The organism is Sphingomonas sp. 320_CC (assembly GCF_059691795.1).
The window spans coordinates 720,364-739,572 of record NZ_JCAWAE010000001.1; the positions used below are offsets into that span (position 1 = coordinate 720,364).

General features: G+C 65.0%; 13 protein-coding genes. 5 read left to right on the forward strand and 8 right to left on the reverse strand.

The window, feature by feature from the left end:
* Positions 1 to 254 precede the first annotated feature (254 nt).
* Both rpoC and rpoB read right to left on the reverse strand, forming a co-directional pair.
* On the reverse strand, positions 255 to 4,541 hold the full coding sequence (rpoC, locus tag AC59GX_RS03355) for a DNA-directed RNA polymerase subunit beta' (RefSeq protein WP_056060318.1): 4,287 nt from the start codon (positions 4,539 to 4,541) through the stop codon (positions 255 to 257).
* Between the two features lie 130 nt (positions 4,542 to 4,671).
* Complete coding sequence (gene rpoB, locus AC59GX_RS03360; protein ID WP_060526672.1) at positions 4,672 to 8,826, reverse strand: DNA-directed RNA polymerase subunit beta; 4,155 nt, start codon at positions 8,824 to 8,826, stop codon at positions 4,672 to 4,674.
* Positions 8,827 to 9,190: 364 nt separating this feature from the next.
* On the opposite strand from rpoB, the gene AC59GX_RS03365 reads away from it, so the two are divergent.
* On the forward strand, positions 9,191 to 9,673 hold the full coding sequence (locus AC59GX_RS03365) for a hemerythrin domain-containing protein (RefSeq protein WP_056486723.1): 483 nt from the start codon (positions 9,191 to 9,193) through the stop codon (positions 9,671 to 9,673).
* Positions 9,674 to 9,871: 198 nt separating this feature from the next.
* On the opposite strand, the gene AC59GX_RS03370 is transcribed toward AC59GX_RS03365, so the two are convergent.
* On the reverse strand, positions 9,872 to 10,636 hold the full coding sequence (locus AC59GX_RS03370) for a M15 family metallopeptidase (protein WP_497300812.1): 765 nt from the start codon (positions 10,634 to 10,636) through the stop codon (positions 9,872 to 9,874).
* Between the two features lie 30 nt (positions 10,637 to 10,666).
* Here AC59GX_RS03370 and AC59GX_RS03375 point away from each other — a divergent pair, with 30 nt between their 5' ends.
* The 4 genes from AC59GX_RS03375 to AC59GX_RS03390 all read left to right on the forward strand — a co-directional run bounded on the left by AC59GX_RS03375 (position 10,667) and on the right by AC59GX_RS03390 (position 13,843).
* On the forward strand, positions 10,667 to 11,383 hold the full coding sequence (locus AC59GX_RS03375; protein WP_426280987.1) for an RluA family pseudouridine synthase: 717 nt from the start codon (positions 10,667 to 10,669) through the stop codon (positions 11,381 to 11,383).
* A 21-nt stretch (positions 11,384 to 11,404) separates the two neighbouring features.
* Entirely contained in the window at positions 11,405 to 11,830 is a 426-nt protein-coding gene (gene arfB / locus AC59GX_RS03380; RefSeq protein ID WP_093399511.1) for an alternative ribosome rescue aminoacyl-tRNA hydrolase ArfB, read from the forward strand.
* 273 nt (positions 11,831 to 12,103) lie between these two features.
* On the forward strand, positions 12,104 to 12,586 hold the full coding sequence (locus AC59GX_RS03385; RefSeq protein ID WP_426280986.1) for a GAF domain-containing protein: 483 nt from the start codon (positions 12,104 to 12,106) through the stop codon (positions 12,584 to 12,586).
* Positions 12,587 to 12,712: 126 nt separating this feature from the next.
* Complete coding sequence (locus AC59GX_RS03390) at positions 12,713 to 13,843, forward strand: RcnB family protein (RefSeq protein ID WP_426280985.1); 1,131 nt, start codon at positions 12,713 to 12,715, stop codon at positions 13,841 to 13,843.
* An 18-nt stretch (positions 13,844 to 13,861) separates the two neighbouring features.
* On the opposite strand, the gene AC59GX_RS03395 is transcribed toward AC59GX_RS03390, so the two are convergent.
* From AC59GX_RS03395 to AC59GX_RS03415, 5 genes are all read right to left on the reverse strand, one after another.
* On the reverse strand, positions 13,862 to 15,286 hold the full coding sequence (locus AC59GX_RS03395; RefSeq protein WP_497300815.1) for a hypothetical protein: 1,425 nt from the start codon (positions 15,284 to 15,286) through the stop codon (positions 13,862 to 13,864).
* Between the two features lie 436 nt (positions 15,287 to 15,722).
* Complete coding sequence (gene lpdA, locus AC59GX_RS03400) at positions 15,723 to 17,117, reverse strand: dihydrolipoyl dehydrogenase (RefSeq protein WP_426280982.1); 1,395 nt, start codon at positions 17,115 to 17,117, stop codon at positions 15,723 to 15,725.
* An 18-nt stretch (positions 17,118 to 17,135) separates the two neighbouring features.
* A complete protein-coding gene (locus tag AC59GX_RS03405) occupies positions 17,136 to 17,477 on the reverse strand; it encodes an acyl-CoA thioesterase (RefSeq protein WP_426281113.1) in 342 nt (113 codons plus the stop codon).
* Between the two features lie 44 nt (positions 17,478 to 17,521).
* Positions 17,522 to 17,752: a hypothetical protein gene (locus AC59GX_RS03410; protein WP_426280980.1), complete on the reverse strand. Its 231-nt coding sequence runs from the start codon at positions 17,750 to 17,752 to the stop codon at positions 17,522 to 17,524.
* Between the two features lie 10 nt (positions 17,753 to 17,762).
* On the reverse strand, positions 17,763 to 19,115 hold the full coding sequence (locus AC59GX_RS03415) for a pyruvate dehydrogenase complex dihydrolipoamide acetyltransferase (RefSeq protein ID WP_426280979.1): 1,353 nt from the start codon (positions 19,113 to 19,115) through the stop codon (positions 17,763 to 17,765).
* Positions 19,116 to 19,209: the final 94 nt, after the last annotated feature.

Genomic DNA, 19,209 nt, shown 5'->3' on the forward strand with positions numbered 1-19,209 from the left:
CACACTCTTGTTCTCCCGCGAAGGCGGGAGCTCAGTCTGGATCCCCGCCTTCGCGGGGAAACAGCTTGCCTGACAGCTGCACCCATCGAACCCATCAAACCGGCCGGGAAGATTTGGACTGAAGCTCTTCCAAAGTTTTGAAGGTCGATCAGTCCTTCTCTGCATCTGCGCCTGAAAACGAAAAAGGCCGCCGCCCGGTGTCCCGGACGGCGGCCATTCTTTTAGTCAGCGCGGAAGGCGTCTGACGAAACCAATTATTCGGTCTCGTTCAGATACTCGCCGGCATCCGCGTCGGTGCCGGTGCCCGAGGTGACGACCGCTGCGAGCGGATCCTCACCCGTGCCGCCTGCATCACGCGGCGAACGTGCCAGCTCGGCGGCATGCTCGTCGGCAGCCGACATCGGTGCCACGATCGACACCTCCGCCATCTTGCGCTGCTGGACGCGCATCGCGGCGTCGCGGCTGTTGGCCACGACACGCAGGCGGTTGAGGCCTGCACCGGTGCCTGCCGGGATGAGCCGGCCGACGATCACGTTCTCCTTCAGGCCCATCAGCATGTCCTGCTTACCCTGGACCGCTGCCTCGGTGAGGACGCGGGTGGTCTCCTGGAACGATGCCGCCGAGATGAAGCTGCGGGTCTGCAGCGACGCCTTGGTGATCCCGAGCAGGATGGGCTTACCCTGTGCGCGGGTCTGCTTCTTCTCAAGCTTCTCGTTGGTCGCGTCCATTTCCTCGCGATCGACCTGCTCGCCCTTCAGCAGCGTGGTGTCGCCGCCGTCGGTGATCTCGACCTTCTGCAGCATCTGACGAACGATCGTCTCGATGTGCTTGTCGTTGATCTTCACGCCCTGGAGACGATAGACCTCCTGGATTTCCGATACGAGATACTCGGCGAGGGGTTCGATGCCCATCGTCTCGAGGATGTCGTGCGGATCGGGCGAACCGCCGATCAGGTTATCGCCGCGCTTGACGTAATCGCCTTCCTGGACGTCGATGACCTTCGACTTCGGCACCAGATACTCGACGACGTCGCCGCCATCCTCGGGCTGGATGCCGATCTTGCGCTTCGCCTTATAGTCCTTGCCGAACACGACGCGGCCCGAGATCTTGGCGATGATCGCCGAGTCCTTGGGGATACGCGCCTCGAACAGCTCGGCAACACGCGGCAGACCACCGGTGATGTCGCGCGTCTTGGCGCTCTCGCGGCTGACACGGGCCACGACGTCGCCGCCGAACACCTGTGCGCCATCCTCGACCGACAGGGTCGCGCCGATCGCCAGCATGTAACGACCGGTCTCGCCCGACGTCTCGTCGAGCAGGGTCATGCGCGGACGCAGATCCTCCTTCGACTTGGTTGCCGCACGATATTCGATCACGACGCGCTGGGCGATGCCCGTGGCTTCGTCGGTCTGCTCGGTGAGCGTCTTGCCCTCGATCAGGTCGACATACTTGATCGTGCCCGGGTTCTCCGTGATCACCGGCATGGTGAACGGATCCCACTCGGCCATCCGGTCGCCGCGCGACACGATGTGACCATCGTCGAACAGCACGTATGCACCGTAGGGGATGCGATCGACCGAGAGCTCGCGGCCGTCCATGTCGACGATCGCGATTTCACCCGAGCGGCTGAGCACCACGCGACGGCCACGCTGGTCGACGATGATACGCAGATCGCGGAACTGCACCGTACCGTCGGCATGCGCCTCGAGGTTCGACGTTTCGTTGAGCTGCGCCGCACCACCGATGTGGAACGTACGCATCGTCAGCTGCGTGCCCGGCTCACCGATCGACTGCGCGGCAATGACGCCGACAGCTTCACCGATGTTGACCGGCGTACCGCGGGCGAGATCGCGCCCGTAGCACTTGCCGCAGACGCCGATCTTCGATTCGCAGACCAGTGGGCTGCGGATCTTGCACGACTGCGTGCCGAGGCCTTCGATCGTCGTGATCATCGGCTCGTCGAGCAGCGTGCCCGACGGGATGACGACCTTGCCGGTCTTCGGATCGACGATATCCTCCGCGGTCGTACGACCGAGGATGCGCTCGCCGAGCGATGCGATGGTCGAACCACCCTGAAGAATGGCCTTCATCTCCAGCGCGCGGGTCGTACCGCAATCCGGTTCGATGATGACGCAATCCTGTGAGACGTCGACCAGACGACGCGTCAGGTAGCCCGAGTTCGCGGTCTTCAACGCCGTATCCGCGAGGCCCTTGCGAGCGCCGTGGGTCGAGTTGAAGTATTCGAGGACGGTCAGGCCTTCCTTGAAGTTCGAGATGATCGGCGTTTCGATGATCTCGCCCGACGGCTTGGCCATCAGGCCGCGCATGCCGGCAAGCTGCTTGATCTGCGCCTGCGAACCACGCGCACCCGAGTGGGCCATCATGTAGATCGAGTTGATCGGCTTTTCACGGCCGGTCTCCTCGTCGACCTTCACCGCACGGATCTCGTCCATCATGGCGTTCGCGACCTGGTCGCCGCAACGGCTCCAGGCGTCGATCACCTTGTTGTACTTCTCCTGCTGCGTGATCAGGCCGTCCTGATACTGCTGCTCGAAGTCCTTCACGAGCGCCTTGGTGTCGTCGACGAGACCAACCTTGGCGTCCGGGATGATCATGTCGTCCTTGCCGAACGAGATGCCGGCACGGAATGCGTGGCGGAAGCCGAGCGACATGATCGCGTCGGCGAACAGCACGGTCTCCTTCTGGCCGGTGTGACGATAGACCTCGTCGATCACGTCGCCCACGTCCTTCTTGGTGAGGAGGCGGTTGACGGTATCGAACGGCACCTTGTGGCTGTGCGGCAGGCACTCGCCCAGCAGCATGCGGCCCGGGGTAGTCTCGTACCGCTTGAGGTACTGCTTGCCCTTCTCGTCGGTCTGCGGAACGCGGCTGATGACCTTGGTGTGCAGCGTGACCGCCTGAGCGTTCAGCGCCTGGTGCACTTCGGCCATGTCACCGAGCAGCATCCCCTGGCCCGGCTCGTTCTCCTTCATCATCGACAGATAATAGAGACCAAGGACCATGTCCTGCGACGGAACGATGATCGGCTTGCCGTTGGCCGGCGACAGGATGTTGTTCGTCGACATCATCAGGACGCGCGCTTCGAGCTGGGCCTCGAGGCTCAGCGGGACGTGCACAGCCATCTGATCGCCGTCGAAATCGGCGTTGAACGCGGAGCAGACCAGCGGGTGAAGCTGGATCGCCTTGCCCTCGATCAGAACCGGCTCGAACGCCTGGATGCCAAGACGGTGAAGCGTCGGCGCACGGTTCAGCATGACCGGATGCTCGCGGATCACCTCGTCCAGGATATCCCAGACTTCCTTGCGCTCCTTCTCGACCCACTTCTTCGCCTGCTTCAGGGTCATCGACAGACCCTTCGCATCGAGACGCGCGTAGATGAACGGCTTGAACAGCTCTAGCGCCATCTTCTTCGGCAGGCCGCACTGGTGCAGCTTCAGCTCAGGCCCGGTGACGATGACCGAACGACCCGAATAGTCGACGCGCTTGCCGAGAAGGTTCTGACGGAAGCGGCCCTGCTTGCCCTTGAGCATGTCGGACAGCGACTTCAGCGGACGCTTGTTGGCGCCCGTGATCGTGCGACCGCGGCGACCATTGTCGAACAATGCGTCGACGGCCTCCTGGAGCATGCGCTTCTCGTTGCGGACGATGATGTCCGGCGCGCGAAGCTCCATCAGGCGCTTGAGACGATTGTTGCGGTTGATCACGCGGCGATACAGATCGTTCAGATCCGACGTCGCGAAACGACCACCGTCCAGCGGCACCAGCGGGCGCAGCTCGGGCGGGATGACCGGAACGACCTCGAGGATCATCCACTCGGGGCGGTTGCCCGAATCGATGAAGCTCTCGACGACCTTCAGGCGCTTGATGATCTTCTTGGGCTTCAGCTCGGACTTGGTGACCGCGAGCTCTTCGAGCAGCGCGGTACGCTCACCGACGAGGTCGAGCGATTCGAGCATGATGCGGACCGCTTCGGCACCGATACCGGCCGAGAACGCGTCCTCGCCATACTGGTCTTGGGCGTCGAGGAGCTCGTCCTCGGTCATCAGCTGATACTTCTCGAGCGGGGTCAGGCCCGGCTCGATCACGATGTACGCCTCGAAGTACAGCACGCGCTCGAGCTGCTTCAGCTGCATGTCGAGCAGCAGGCCGATGCGCGACGGCAGCGACTTCAGGAACCAGATGTGCGCGACCGGCGCGGCGAGCTCGATATGGCCCATCCGCTCGCGGCGGACCTTCGAGACGGTAACCTCGACGCCGCACTTCTCGCAGACGATGCCCTTGTACTTCATGCGCTTGTACTTGCCGCACAGGCACTCGTAGTCCTTGATCGGACCGAAGATGCGCGCGCAGAACAGGCCGTCACGCTCGGGCTTAAACGTGCGGTAGTTGATGGTCTCGGGCTTCTTGATCTCGCCGAACGACCACGAACGGATCTTGTCCGGGGACGCGATGCCGATCTGGATCTGGTCGAACGTCTCGGTCTTGGCGACCGGATTGGCGAAGGGGGTCATCTCGTTCATTTTATTCTCCATTCCCCTCCCGCATGGCGGGAGGGGCTAGGGGAGGGGATGTCGTAGCCTCTCGGGGTGGTGCCTGTGGGGACAGGCCCTCCCCCGACCCCTCCCGCAAGCGGGAGGGGAGGAGCGAGGCTTACTCCGCCGCGATCTGGATGCCGTCGCTGTCGAAGCCGGGCTCCGACTGCTTCAGGTCCACATTCAGGCCGAGCGAGCGCATTTCCTTGACGAGCACGTTGAAGCTCTCCGGGATGCCGGCCTCGAACGTGTCGTCGCCCTTGACGATCGCCTCGTAGACCTTGGTGCGGCCGACAACGTCGTCCGACTTCACCGTCAGCATTTCCTGCAGGGTGTACGCCGCGCCGTAGGCCTGGAGTGCCCAGACCTCCATCTCGCCGAAGCGCTGCCCACCGAACTGCGCCTTACCACCCAGCGGCTGCTGCGTGACCAGCGAGTACGGCCCGATCGACCGTGCGTGGATCTTGTCGTCGACCAGATGGTGGAGCTTCAGCATGTAGATGTAGCCCACCGTCACCTTGCGATCGAACTGATCGCCGGTGCGGCCGTCGAACAGGTCCGACTGACCCGACGTGTCGAGGCCCGCCAGCGCCAGCATCGCCGAGACATCGGCTTCGCGGGCACCATCGAACACCGGCGTCGCCATCGGCACGCCGCCCTTCAGGTTCTTGGCGAGCTCGACGATCTCGTCACCCGTGCGGGCGTCGATCTCGGCGTGATACTGCTCGCCGTACACCGTCTTAAGGCGATCGCGGACCGCCTCCGGCATCGCACCCGGCTTGGCGTCCGGATTCTCTTCACGCCACGTCTCGAGAGCCGCGGTGATCGACTGACCCAGGCCACGTGCGGCCCAGCCCAGATGCGTCTCGAAGATCTGCCCGACGTTCATGCGCGACGGCACGCCCAGTGGGTTGAGCACGATATCGACCGGCGTACCGTCGGCGAGGAACGGCATGTCCTCCGCCGGCAGGATGCGGCTGATAACGCCCTTGTTGCCGTGACGGCCGGCCATCTTGTCGCCCGGCTGCAGCTTGCGCTTCACCGCGACGAACACCTTGACCATCTTCAGCACGCCCGGCGACAGCTCGTCACCACGCTCCAGCTTCTCGCGACGATCGTGGAACTTGTCCGTGATCAGCTTGGCTGCGTCGTCATACTGGATCTTGACCGCTTCCAGATCGCTCTGGACCTTGTCGTCGGCGACCGCGAACTTCCACCACTCGTGGCGGTCGACGCTGTCGAGCAGATCCATGTCGATCACGACGCCCTTCTTGACGCCCTTCGGCGCCGAGGTGGCGGTCTGGTCGAGCAGCATCTCGCGAAGACGCGACCAGGTCGCACGGTTCAGGATCGAACGCTCGTCGTCCGAATCCTTCTTCAGGCGCTCGATCTCCTCGCGCTCGATCGCCATCGCGCGCTCGTCCTTGTCGATGCCGTGGCGGTTGAAGACGCGAACGTCGACGACCGTACCCGACACGCCTGGCGGCAGGCGAAGCGACGTATCGCGCACGTCGCTGGCCTTCTCGCCGAAGATCGCACGGAGAAGCTTCTCCTCCGGCGTCATCGGCGATTCACCCTTCGGCGTAATCTTGCCGGCGAGAATATCGCCCGGCTCGACCTCTGCACCGATGTAGACGATGCCCGCCTCGTCGAGGTTGCGAAGCGCTTCCTCGCCGACGTTCGGGATGTCGCGCGTGATGTCCTCAGGCCCGAGCTTGGTATCGCGAGCCATCACCTCGAACTCGTCGATATGGATCGACGTGAACACGTCGTCCTTCACGATCCGCTCGGAGATCAGGATCGAATCCTCGTAGTTGTAGCCGTTCCACGGCATGAACGCGACGAGGCTGTTGCGACCCAGCGCCAGCTCGCCGAACTCGGTCGACGGGCCGTCGGCGAGCACGTCGCCTGCACGAACCGCATCGCCCACCTTCACCAGCGGACGCTGGTTGATGCAGGTCGACTGGTTCGAACGTTGGAACTTCATCAGCGTGTAGATGTCGACGCCCGACTTGCCGGCATCGATCTCGCCGGTCGCCCGGATCACGATACGCGCCGCGTCGACCTGGTCGACGATGCCCGCACGCTTTGCCGAGATCGCGGCGCCGGAGTCACGTGCAACCGTCTCTTCCATGCCGGTGCCGACGAACGGCGCCTCGGCCTGGACGAGCGGCACAGCCTGACGCTGCATGTTCGAGCCCATCAGCGCGCGGTTGGCGTCATCGTTTTCCAGGAACGGAATGAGCGATGCGGCGACCGAGACGAGCTGCTTGGGGCTGACGTCCATCAACGTGATGTTGTCGGGCAGCGCCATCAGGAATTCGCCAGCCTGACGCGACGACACCAGCTCCTCGACGAAGCCGTTCGACGAATCGAGCTCGGCGTTGGCCTGCGCGATCGTGTGCTTGGCCTCTTCCATTGCCGACAGGTAGACGACGTCGTCGGTGACCTTGTGGTCAACGACCTTGCGGTACGGAGTCTCGATGAAGCCGTACTTGTTCACTCGCGAGAAGCTGGCGAGCGAGTTGATCAGACCGATGTTCGGGCCTTCCGGCGTCTCGATCGGGCAGATGCGGCCGTAATGCGTCGGATGAACGTCGCGGACTTCGAAGCCAGCGCGCTCACGCGTCAGACCACCTGGTCCAAGTGCCGACACGCGGCGCTTGTGGGTGACTTCCGACAGCGGGTTGGTCTGATCCATGAACTGCGACAGCTGCGACGAGCCGAAGAATTCGCGGACCGCGGCAACCGCAGGCTTCGCGTTGATCAGGTCGTTCGGCATGACGGTCGAGACGTCGACCGACGACATGCGCTCCTTCACGGCGCGCTCCATGCGGAGCAGGCCGACGCGGTACTGGTTCTCGAGCAGCTCGCCGACCGAACGGACACGACGGTTGCCGAGGTTGTCGATATCGTCGATTTCGCCCTTGCCGTCCTTGAGGTTCACGAGCGTCTTGATGACCTCGAGAATGTCCTCGGTGCGCAGCGTCGTCACGGTGTCCTCGACGTCGAGGTCGAGACGCATGTTGAGCTTGACGCGGCCGACGGCCGACAGGTCGTAGCGATCCGGATCGAAGAACAGACCCGAGAACAATGCCTCGGCGGTCTCCAGCGTCGGCGGCTCGCCAGGGCGCATCACGCGGTAGATGTCGGACAGTGCCTGCTCACGCTCCTCGGCCTTGTCGACCTTGAGCGTGTTGCGGATCCACGGACCGGTCGCGACGTGATCGATGTCGAGCAGGTCGAGACGCTCGATGCCTGCCTGGTCGAGCAGTTCGAGGTTCTCGGACGTAACTTCGTCACCGGCTTCGATGTAGATACGGCCCGTCGACTCGTCGATCAGATCGTATGCCGAATAGCGGCCGAAGATTTCCTCGGTCGGAATCAGCAGGTCGGTCAGGCCGTCTTTGAACGCCTTATTGGCAGCGCGCGGGCTGATCTTCTGGCCGTTCGGGAACACGACTTCGCCGGTCTTCGCATCGACGATGTCGAACATCGGCTTCTGGCCACGCCAGTTCTCGACCTGGAACGGAACGATCCAGCCACCCTGGCCGCGGACGAACGTCACGCGGTTGTAGAAATAGTTGAGGATCTCTTCCGACGTCATGCCGAGCGCGTAGAGCAGCGCCGTGACGGGCAGCTTGCGCTTGCGATCGATGCGGACGTTGACGATGTCCTTAGCGTCGAACTCGAAATCGAGCCACGAACCGCGATACGGGATCACGCGCGCTGCGAAGAGGTACTTGCCCGATGCGTGCGTCTTGCCGCGATCATGATCGAACAGGACACCCGGCGAACGGTGCATCTGGCTGACGATGACGCGCTCGGTGCCGTTGATGAAGAACGTGCCGTTCTCGGTCATGAGCGGCATGTCGCCCATGTACACGTCCTGCTCCTTGATATCGATAACCGACTTGGCCTCGGTATCGGGATCGACCTCGAATGCGGTCAAACGGAGGGTGACGCGCATCGGCGCGGCGTAAGTGATCCCGCGCTGGCGGCATTCCTCGACGTCGAACTTCGGCGGCTCAAGGACGTAGTCGTCGAAATCGAGATAGGCGGTGCCGGCGAAATCCTGGATCGGGAACACGCTGCGCAGCGTCTTCTCGAGACCCGAGACGTGGCCGATCGACTTGTCGGAGCGGAGGAACTGCTCGTAGCTCTCGCGCTGGACTTCGATCAGGTTCGGCATCTGCACGACTTCGTGGATGTTGCCGAAAACCTTGCGGATACGGCGCTTTGCAGTGCCGTGTTCGATCGCCTTGGATGCCATAGGTTTATTTTGCCTCGTCAGCCGAAAATTCGTGCTCGGGAACCCCCGAGCGAGACGCACGTTCACGCAAAAAGGCCGCGCGCATCAGGTGCGGCGGCTCTCAGCGTATGAAACCTCGGTATCCAATACGATCGACACGCTGCGCGACGGCATGTCATTTCCCGGATGCTGTGGTGAGAGGCGGATATAGGCGTGGCACGGCGTGATGTCAAAGGGGCCCGCATCAAACGGTCGTTTCGACACGGTCGCACTGCCGGAAATACTATAGATACCAGGTGCTGGGCGACGCTATCTGCATCCCTGACACGATGTAATGCGTATTTCCAGTATCACCGGGTGGCCCTCGCAAGGAGTAGGCGGCGTCATGAACGACAGGATCGCAGTGCGGACAGTATCCGACCAGGATCGCGCGAACTGGACACGGCTGATCGACGATCACGAGAAGATCGCCGGGCAGTGCGCCGACCTCGTCCTGCTCGCGCGGCAGCCTAGCACCCAGAGCGCGCTCGCCTCGCGCAAGCTGATCGAACTTGCCGTCACGGTCGCCGATCATCTCGGCGTCGAGGACGAGGTCATCGATCGCACCGTCGTGGCGATGGAGGCGCATTGCTCGGCCGATACGATCGCGATGATGGAGGAGGACCTCGACATCCTCCGTTCGGATTGGAAGGCGTTCATCGGCCGTTGGCTGCCGACGATCTCGCCGAAGGACTGGGCCGCGTTCGGGGTGCAGGCGGAGTCGATGCTCGATCGGTTGTCGCATCAGGTGAAGCTGGAGACTGAGTTGCTGTACGATCACGCGTTGCGTGATGGTGTGGTACGCCCGGGTGGGCTGGTGCTGCACTAATTGATCATGGGACCGGCACTGCTTAGCAGGGCAAGTCTACCAGATAGCACCACCCCGGCGAAGGCCGGGGCCCAATTGGTCAGGTGGTGGAAACGAAGCGCCGCGCTACATCACCGGGGTCCCCCAATTGGGCCCCGGCCTTCGCCGGGGTGGTGCCGTCGCTGGGAAAGTAAATTGCTTAAAAGGCGTTGGCGCTAACTACCGCCGCTTCTTCTTCGAAGGCACGACCACCACCGGCGCCACCGGCACCGGCGGTTGCACCGTAACCTTCACTACCAGCGGCAACACCCCCGGATCCGCCGGATACTCCCGCCGAGCCCGCGCAAATACGAACCGGGCCTTTGCTGCCCCAGGCGCACTCTCGCTCGCGCCGACCCAGCGCCAGTGCCACGGCTCCCACTTCACATGCTGCTTGTTCCCACCGGGAAAGCTCTGCTCGAACCCGAACCGCGGCGCGTTCATCCGCAGCCAGCGCGCCGCAGGCGTAGCGGCCATGCAAGCCTCCGCATCGGGACACCCGTTCGCCGGACGCACCGCGAAGTCCAGCGCATAGCCGGTCGAATGCTCGCTATACCCCGGCGGCGCGACCGAAATCGCGCGATCCGCCGGACTGCTCGTCTCGCCGCGACAGAAGACGTTGCGTTGCCGAGCGATCGACCGCTGGCACGACAGCGCGCGGAGCTGACCCATCACCGAAGGATCGCCCTGCGCCGCCGCGAACAGCCGCAACAGGTCGGGCAATATGTCGGCGCGCACCACGCACGGATTGCCGACCGAATACGCCGACGGCAGCGTCACCAGCTCGCTCTCGGGCGCATCGCCATACGGCAAATGCCCGAACGCGCGACCGTCGGGCGCGATCACCGCGCTCTGCCCCTCGCACAATTGTGCTTCCGCGACGGTCGGGGCGAACAGGAGCGCGAGGGCCAGCGTGCGGTGCAACATCGACGCGGGCTCTGGCACGCAGGCGCTAATGATGGCAAGGGCGGCGCCATGCATGGTGAACGCGTACTCTTCCTCGACGGCGAGGCCCTGGTGATCGACAAGCCCGCAGGGCTGCCGGTCGATCCGCCCCGCGATGGCTCGCTGAGCCTCGAAAATCATCTCGAAAGCCTGAAGTTCGGCTTCCAGCGCTGGCCGAAGGCGGTGCACCGGCTTGACCGCGACACGAGCGGCTGCCTCTTGTTGTCGCGCAACCCGAAGGCGCATGCCCGGTTGCAGCAGGCGTTCGAGCAGGGCCTCGTCTCGAAACGCTACGTCGCGCTGCTCGACGGCGTTGTCGAGGGCACGTCGGGGCTGATCGAGATGGCGCTCGGCAAGGTCAGCACCGCCGAAACCGGCTGGCGGATGGTCGAGGATCCCGACGGCAAGAAGTCGCGGACCAACTGGCGCGTACTGGAGATCAAGGACGGGCGTTCGCTCGTCGAGTTCCTGCCCGAGACCGGCCGCACGCACCAGATCCGCGTCCACGCCGCGAGCGGCCTCGGTGCGCCGGTGGTCGGCGACGGCGTCTACGGCAAGGCGGATGGGCTTGGCATGATGCTCCATGCGCAACGGCTGATCGTGCCGCGCCCGGGCAAGCCCGACGTGCTCGCCGAAGCGCCGCTGCCCGAGCGGTTCGCCAAGGCTGGGTTCGCCGATGAGGCGGCTCCGGTTGCCAATGCCACACCGGTTGCCGAAGTTACGACGCCCGACTCCACCGACGACTGAGCGGGCTGAGGGCAGGGGCTTATGGTCGCGATCCCGATCACCCGATCGATCTCGATCGACGACAGCGAGCTGATCGAAAGCACGACGCGCTCGGGCGGCCCCGGCGGTCAGCATGTCAACACCACCGACAGCGCGGTCATCCTGCGCTTCGACGTCGGCCTCTCGCCCGGGCTGCCACTGGCGGTGAAGAACCGCATCGCCGTGCTCGCCGGATCGCGCCTCACGCGCGACGGCGTGCTGGTACTACGCAGCGAGGGCTCGCGGTCGCAACTGCTCAACCGCCAGGAAGTCCGCGAACGCCTAGTCGCACTGATCAAGGAAGCGACGATCGTCCCGAAAGCACGCCGCGCGACCAAGCCGTCCAAGGCGGCGAAGGCGCGGCGGGTCGACACGAAGAAGGTGCGGAGCGGCGTCAAGGCGGGCCGCGGCAAGGTTCGCGACGATTGAGCGGGCCATGCCTATGGGCATCTCGCTAACGTCCGTCGGCCAGCCAAGCGCACGACCTCGCAATCCTCCCCCGCCAGGGGGAGGTGGCTGGCGCTAGCCAGACGGAGGGGGAGGCCCGCGATGTCGGATGTTCCGTGTCCTCCCCCTCCGTCGCCTGCGGCGCCACCTCCCCCTGGCGGGGGAGGATCGCTACATTGCCGCAGCGTCACCCCAGCTTTTGCTGGGTGACGGATTTGGGGGAGCGTTAGCTGCCTCTCAATCAAGGAAGACACCATGTACAAGTTCGATATCTCCGCCGGCACCAAGGCCGATCTCTACCGCGACCTGCTTGCCGCGCTTGATGCTCTGACGAAGGACGAGACCGATCCGATCGCCAACATGGCGAATGCGGCGGCGCTCGTGTGGGAATATCTCCCTGACCTGAACTGGGCGGGGTTCTACCGGCTGGTGGAAGGCGAACTCGTGCTCGGCCCGTTCCAGGGCAAGGTCGCCTGCATCCGCATCCCGGTCGGCAAGGGCGTCTGCGGAGCCGCCGCCGCGACGCTGAAGACGCAACTGGTCGATGACGTCCACGCCTTCCCCGGCCACATCGCGTGCGATGCCGCCAGCCGCTCCGAACTGGTGGTGCCGGTGACCAAGGACGGCATGCTGATCGCCGTGCTCGACCTCGACAGCCCCGAACCCGCGCGGTTCGATGCCGAGGACGCGGCAGGGTGCGAGGCGCTGGCGGCATTGCTCGCCGATCGGCTAGGCTAGCACGCGCCCGACGCGCCCCGTTTCGGGACAGCACGCCTTCTGGCGACTCCCCCGCACACTTGGTAAGCAACGCGTTAAGAAATCCGGCGTTTGCGCTGGATCGGGTGGCAAACCAGGGAGACGGACATGCGGAGGCTTTTGATCGCGAGCGCGGGGCTGGTGTTGGCAAGCGGTGTCGCGGACGCGCAACGTCCCGGCGCAAGCTATCCCGCGCCTGGGACCGCCCCTGACACTGCGATGCAGGCGCCGATGGCCCGTCCAAAACGCCCCGGTCCGATCGCCGCGCAGATGCCCGTGGTGCAGGCGCCGACACGGCCGGTCGCTGCGCCGCGGTCCTCGCGCTGGGGCAGCAAGATCGGCGGGCGCTGGTGGGCAGGTGCCAACGCCCCCGGTGGCTGGGCGGGCTATCGCCGCCCGCATCGGGGTTGGGCCGTGCCCGCCTATTGGAACGCACCGCGTTTCTACGTCGGCGACTGGTCGAACTACGGCCTCGCGCAGCCGCCGCAGGGCTATAACTGGACGCGCTACTACGACGATGCGGTGCTAATCGACGCGCGCGGGTCGGTCTACGATACGACAAGCGACATCGACTGGGATCGTGCCGGCGGTGGCGGCTATGTCGCAGCAGACCCACGCGCCTATGCGCGCAACGACACCGTCTATGCCAGCCCGAGCGACCGCGGCTACGTCCAGCCCTACGCAAATCGCCCGGCGCCCCGCCGTGATACCGGTGTGGGTGGCGCCGCCATTGGCGCAGTCGCGGGCGGCGTCGCCGGCAACGTCATCGGTGGTCGCGGCAATCGGCTTGGCGGGACGTTGATCGGTACAGGAGTCGGTGCTGCGACCGGCTATGCGATCGACAAGGCTGAGGATCGCGGTCGCCGAGCACCGCCGCCGCCGGTCCGTGATTATGGCGCCGGCTATGCACAACCGCCTGCCTATGCAGCGGATGCGGTCGATTATGCCCCCGACTATGCCCGTGAGTATGCACCGCCGTCCTATGCGGCCGACTACCCACCGCGACAGCCTTCCTATGCCCCCGAATACCGGCAACCCGGTCGCGATACCGTGGCACCGGGCGGCATCTGGACATCGCCCGACGGCGTTACGACGGTGACGACGACCAGTGGCCAGGCGTATCCTGCCGGTTCGACGACCGTGATCGTGCAGTCCGTGCCGGTGACCACGACGACTACCACGACCGAATATTACGACACCGTGTCCCGTCCGCGCAGCACGGTGCGCCGGCGGCGCTGACCTGCGGCTTGAGAGGCCTCAGCCGAGCATGCCTGCATAAGTCTGCGGCGGCTGGGGCAGTATGACGCGTGCGGCAGTGCCGCTGGCGACGACTAGAACGAGTACGCTCAGGCTGACCGCGAGTATCTTTCTCGGCGGCGCGCGATCGGCGAGCAGCACGGCCGCCACCGCGGTCGCGATCATCGGCCACAGGTGATAGCGCAGGTCGGACGCGATGCTCAGCACCGCGAAGCTCGCCTCGAGCGCCAGCGCGGACACGAGCAGCGCAGTGGCAAGATCGCGGACCGAATCGCGCGCTCGTGACACGCTCATGGCAAGCCCGATGAGCGCGACGACGATCCAGGCGATTGGCCAGCCGAGCGGCGTCTCGACGACGACCGCGGTCAGCGCCTCCCACGCGCGTGCGCCGGCACCGGGATTGGCGAGCCCGAGCGTGTTCGGCTCGGACGCGGCAGGTGGCGCAGCGCTCGGCCAGTGGAACGGGACCAGCCAGCGGTCGGTCGAGTTCAGGTGCGCAAGGCGGTGTCCGGCATAGGCGATCGGATGATGCAGCGCCGCCGACGCCAGCGTGACGTACAGCGTCGCCGTCGGCAACGCGCGCAGCCGCGCCATCGTCGTCCCGCAATGCGCCTCGTCGCCGAGCGGATCCCAAAAGAACGGTTTCGCACAACCCCGGGCGATCACGGTCGCCACCTCTGACTGCGTGAGGCCGGTGGTGTCGCTGGTCGGGACGCGCGCGGCAATGCCGGCGAGGTCGTAGAGCGCCTGGGTCGCCTCGACGCCGCTCGGTTGTGCGCGGAGCAGACGGTGGTTCACGACAGGCGCGATGCCGAGCACGAGCACCACCGCAATGAGGCCGGTTGCAAGCTTTGCTACAGGGTAGATTGGGCGCGGGGCGAGAGTCACGAGCAGGGGGACGACGATGAAGACGGCGTTCGCGCGGACGAGCACGGCGTAGGCGAGCAGCAGCGCGAGAGGAACCCACGTCGCGCCGGGCAGCGGACGACCCGCGAGCTGCCACCAGCCGATAATCCCGACCGCAGCGAGGAGTGCCCCGGCGAGTTGCGCGTCCTTGAGAACGACGCCCTGCCAACCGAGGAAGGGCGGCAGCAAGCCGATCGCGAGGATGGCGACAGCGCTACGCGAACGCCCGACTCGGCCTAACGCGGCCGCGATCATGCCAAGGCCCAGCCAATAGGTGACGAGTTGCAGGACCAGCATCGGCGTCGCACCGGGGCCGAACGCCGCGAGCAGCGCCCAGACGCGCGCCATCGCCGGCGGGTGCCAGTCGTCGTACACGCCCGACAGGACCTGCCGGTATTGCGCGACGGTGTCGTACATCGCGGTACCCGGCCAGAATAGTGCTAGCGAGGCGATGCACAGCGCCGCGGCGGCTATGGCGATGTAGCGCTGTTGGGGGCGAGCGGCAGGTTCGATCGACATTCGCGGGTCCTGCACGTTGAGGTTTTAGCCGCGAGATCCTTCCAGCCGGACCTGATGGCTGGCGCGACCTTTCGGTGCGTTATGCGCGGCGGTCAAGAGAGATAGGGCCGAAACGGGATGGTTTGCCCGGATCGGTCGGTCGGCTGGATATCGCTGGTACAGGGCCGCTAGCACGCCTGCCATCATACCTCGTCATCCTGACGACAGTCAGGATCCAGAGTCACAACGGGCTGCGGGCGGTATCCTGGATCCTGACTTTCGTCATGATGACGGGTAACTGCGGGATGCGACACCTAACCAGAATCCTCCCCCGCCAGGGGGAGGTGGCTGGCGCTTGCCAGACGGAGGGGGAGGTAAGCGACCACGCCTGCTTCGTATCCTCCCCCTCCGTCACCTTCGGCGCCACCTCCCCCTGGCGGGGGAGGATCGATCACTTTTAGTAGTGGATTGCGCGACCATAGGCCGCCAGCACGCTCTCGTGCATCATCTCGCTCAGCGTCGGATGCGCGAACACCGTCTCCATAAGTTCGGCCTCGGTCGTCTCGAGCTGGCGCGCGACCACATACCCCTGGATCAGCTCGGTGACTTCCGCGCCGACCATGTGCGCGCCGAGCAGTTCGCCGGTCTTCGCGTCGAACACCGTCTTCACGAAGCCCTCGGCCTCGCCCAGCGCGATCGCCTTGCCGTTGCCGATGAAGGGGAATTTGCCGACCTTCAGCTCGTAGCCCGCTTCCTTCGCCTTCGCCTCGGTCATGCCGACGCTCGCCACCTGCGGGCGCGAATAGGTGCAGCCGGGGATGTTGGCCTTGTCCATCTGGTGCGGCGAACCGCCGGCGATCTTCTCGACCGCGATGATGCCCTCATGGCTGGCCTTGTGCGCGAGCCACGGCGCGCCGGTGACGTCGCCGATCGCCCAGATGCCGTCGACGTTGGTGCGGCCGTAACCGTCGGTCTTGATGTGGCCGCGATCGGTCTCGACGCCGAGCGCCTCGAGCCCGATGTTCTCGGTGTTGGGGACGATGCCGATCGCGGTGATCGCGTGGCTGAAGGTCTCTTCCGAAACCTTACCGTCCTTCGCCTTGATCTTGGCGGTGACGCCGTTCGCCGAGGGGACGAGCCCTTCGAGACCGGTCTGGGTCAGCAGCTTGATGCCCTGCTTCGACAGCGCCTTGTCCATGAACGCGGAGACTTCCTCGTCCTCGACGGGGAGGATTCGCGGGAGCATCTCGACGATCGTCACGTCGGCGCCCATGTCATTGTAGAAGCTGGCGAACTCGACGCCGATCGCGCCCGATCCGATGACGAGCAGCTTGGTCGGCATCTCGGTCGGCACCATCGCATGGCGATAGGTCCAGATCCGCTCGCCGTCGGCCTTGGCGAACGGCAGGTCGCGCGCGCGCGCGCCGGTCGCGACGATGATGTTCTTAGCTTCGAGCTCGACCGTCTTGTCGCCCTGCTTGACGCTGAGCTTGCCCTTCGCAGTTACCGTGCCGACGCCCTCGACCACGGTCACCTTGTTCTTCTTCATCAGGCCCTTCACGCCCGCGTTCAGCTGACCCGCCACTTTCCGCGAGCGGTCGACGATCTTGGCGAGATCGAAACCGACATTGTCCGCCTTGAGCCCGTAGCTCTCTGCGTTCTGCATGTAGTGATAGATTTCCGACGTGCGGAGCAGCGCCTTGGTCGGGATGCAGCCCCAGTTGAGGCAGATGCCGCCCAAGCGCTCGCGCTCGACGATCGCGACCTTCAGGCCGAGCTGCGACGCACGGATCGCGGCGACGTAGCCGCCGGGGCCCGAGCCGAGGATGACGAGATCATAGGTATCAGCCACGGTAGAGTCCTTTGAAAATCAGTTGGTTTCGGGCGGCACGGGCCGCGGTTTGCGATCGTCGCCGACCGCCACGAAGATGAAGCGAGCCTGGGTCACCTTGCAGCTGTCGTTGCTGTGACGCGCACGGCGCCAAGCCTCGATTTCGATCGTCATCGAGGTGCGACCGACCGCGATCAGCTCGGCATAGACCGACACTTCGTCACCGACGACGACCGGCATGTGGAACTTCATCGCGTCCGCCGCAATCGTGACGGCACGGCCGCCGCTACGCCGCGAGGCGACCGAACCGGCGGCCAAATCCATCTGGCCCATCAGCCAGCCGCCGAAAATGTCGCCATACGGATTGGCATCGGCGGGCATGGCAGTGACGCGGATCGTCGGCGCTTTGTTGGGGGGCAGGTCGGTCACGCTTCACTCCTGCGGGTCGTTCGGTCGAGCCGGCGGGCGCGCCGCAACGGGCCCACGCCCATCAGCACGGTCGCGAGCATCGCCGCGGCCCCGCAAGACCAGATCACGTCCTGCCCAAGCGGGTAGGACCATGCCGCCGCCCAGGTCATCGCCACCGCCGCCACGAGCCCGCCGAGGATGTGCAGGATCTCGATGGTGGTGCCCGAAAGCGACCTGAACGATGACACCAGACCCATCTCAGGCGAGCATGCCCAGCGGGTTCTCGACGAGGTGCTTGAACGCCTTCATGAACTGCGCGCCGTCGGCCCCGTCGATCGCGCGGTGATCGAAGCTGCCGGTGGCCGACATGACCGTCGCGACCGCCAGTTCGTCACCGATCACGACCGGGCGCTTCTCGCCCGCGCCGACCGCGAGGATCATCGCCTGCGGCGGATTGATGACCGCATCGAACTGCGTGATGCCGAACATGCCCATGTTGCTGATCGAGGCGGTGCCGCCCTGGTATTCCTCGGGCTTCAGCTTGCCGTCGCGCGCACGTCCCGCAAGATCCTTCATCTGCGTCGAGATCGACGACAGCGATGCGGTGTCCGCACCGACGATGATCGGCGTGATCAGCCCCGACGGCGTGCTCACCGCGACCGAGATGTCGGCGCGCTGGAAGGTGATCAGCTGGTCCGGCGTGAACATCACGTTGCAGCTCGGCACCTGCATGAGCGCGACGGCCTGCGCCTTGATCAACAGATCGTTGACCGACAGCTTCACGCTGCGCGATTCGAGGCTCTTGTTCAACTCGCCGCGCAGCTTGAGCAGCGCGTCGAGACGGATGTTCACGGTCAGGTAGATGTGCGGGACGGTCTGCTTCGACTCTGTCAGGCGACGCGCGATCGTTTTCCGCACGTTGCTGAGCTTTGTCGCCTCGTGCGGGATATCCGGCACGGTCGCAGGCTTTGCGGCGGGCGCTGGAGCCGCAGCGGCAGTTGGCGCAGCAGCTTCGGTTTTCGCAGCAGCGGGTGCGGCACCCGGCTTTGCGCTCTCGACGTCGGCCTTGACAATACGACCCTTGGGGCCGGAGCCGGATACGGCGCCGAGATCGATCCCCTTGTCGGCGGCGAGACGGCGCGCGAGCGGGCTCGCCTTCACGCGGACGCCGCTGGCGGCAGGCTGGGCTGCACCGGCGTCATCCGGCCGACCGTGATCCTCGGCCGAAGCCTCGGTCCGCTCGACCGGCTTGGCCTCGGTGCCGGTCTTGTTCGGGTCCGTCGGATCGGGCTTGGCTTCCGATTCCTTCGCGGCAGGCTCGGGTGTCTCGCTCTTGATCGGCGCAGATGAGACCGAAGATGCATCCTCGCCCTCTTCGGCGATGATCGCGATGACCGTGCCGACCTTCACATTGTCGGTACCCTCGGCGACGAGGATCTTGACCACAGTGCCTTCGTCGACGGCTTCGAACTCCATCGTCGCCTTGTCGGTCTCGATCTCGGCCATCAGGTCGCCGGATTTCACGACGTCGCCCTCCTTGATCAACCATTTGGCGAGGGTACCCTCCTCCATGGTCGGGGACAGCGCAGGCATCTTGATCTCGATCGACATGGATTTCCCCAGGGCGTGACGTAACGGCATGCCTACTCGCGCCCTCGTCCGCTCGGGTCAACCCCGACGCACTTGCGTATCGACCCGCTGCGGC

What these genes read in the sequence shown, in the direction of transcription:
- rpoC (WP_056060318.1), bottom strand. Translation starts at nt 4,541, where the DNA reads ATGAACGAGATGACCCCCTTCGCCAATCCGGTCGCCAAGACCGAGACG.
- rpoB (WP_060526672.1), bottom strand. Translation starts at nt 8,826, where the DNA reads ATGGCATCCAAGGCGATCGAACACGGCACTGCAAAGCGCCGTATCCGC.
- AC59GX_RS03365 (WP_056486723.1), top strand. Translation starts at nt 9,191, where the DNA reads ATGAACGACAGGATCGCAGTGCGGACAGTATCCGACCAGGATCGCGCG.
- AC59GX_RS03375 (WP_426280987.1), top strand. Translation starts at nt 10,667, where the DNA reads ATGCATGGTGAACGCGTACTCTTCCTCGACGGCGAGGCCCTGGTGATC.
- arfB (WP_093399511.1), top strand. Translation starts at nt 11,405, where the DNA reads ATGGTCGCGATCCCGATCACCCGATCGATCTCGATCGACGACAGCGAG.
- AC59GX_RS03385 (WP_426280986.1), top strand. Translation starts at nt 12,104, where the DNA reads ATGTACAAGTTCGATATCTCCGCCGGCACCAAGGCCGATCTCTACCGC.
- AC59GX_RS03390 (WP_426280985.1), top strand. Translation starts at nt 12,713, where the DNA reads ATGCGGAGGCTTTTGATCGCGAGCGCGGGGCTGGTGTTGGCAAGCGGT.
- AC59GX_RS03395 (WP_497300815.1), bottom strand. Translation starts at nt 15,286, where the DNA reads ATGTCGATCGAACCTGCCGCTCGCCCCCAACAGCGCTACATCGCCATA.
- AC59GX_RS03405 (WP_426281113.1), bottom strand. Translation starts at nt 17,477, where the DNA reads ATGCCCGCCGATGCCAATCCGTATGGCGACATTTTCGGCGGCTGGCTG.
- AC59GX_RS03415 (WP_426280979.1), bottom strand. Translation starts at nt 19,115, where the DNA reads ATGTCGATCGAGATCAAGATGCCTGCGCTGTCCCCGACCATGGAGGAG.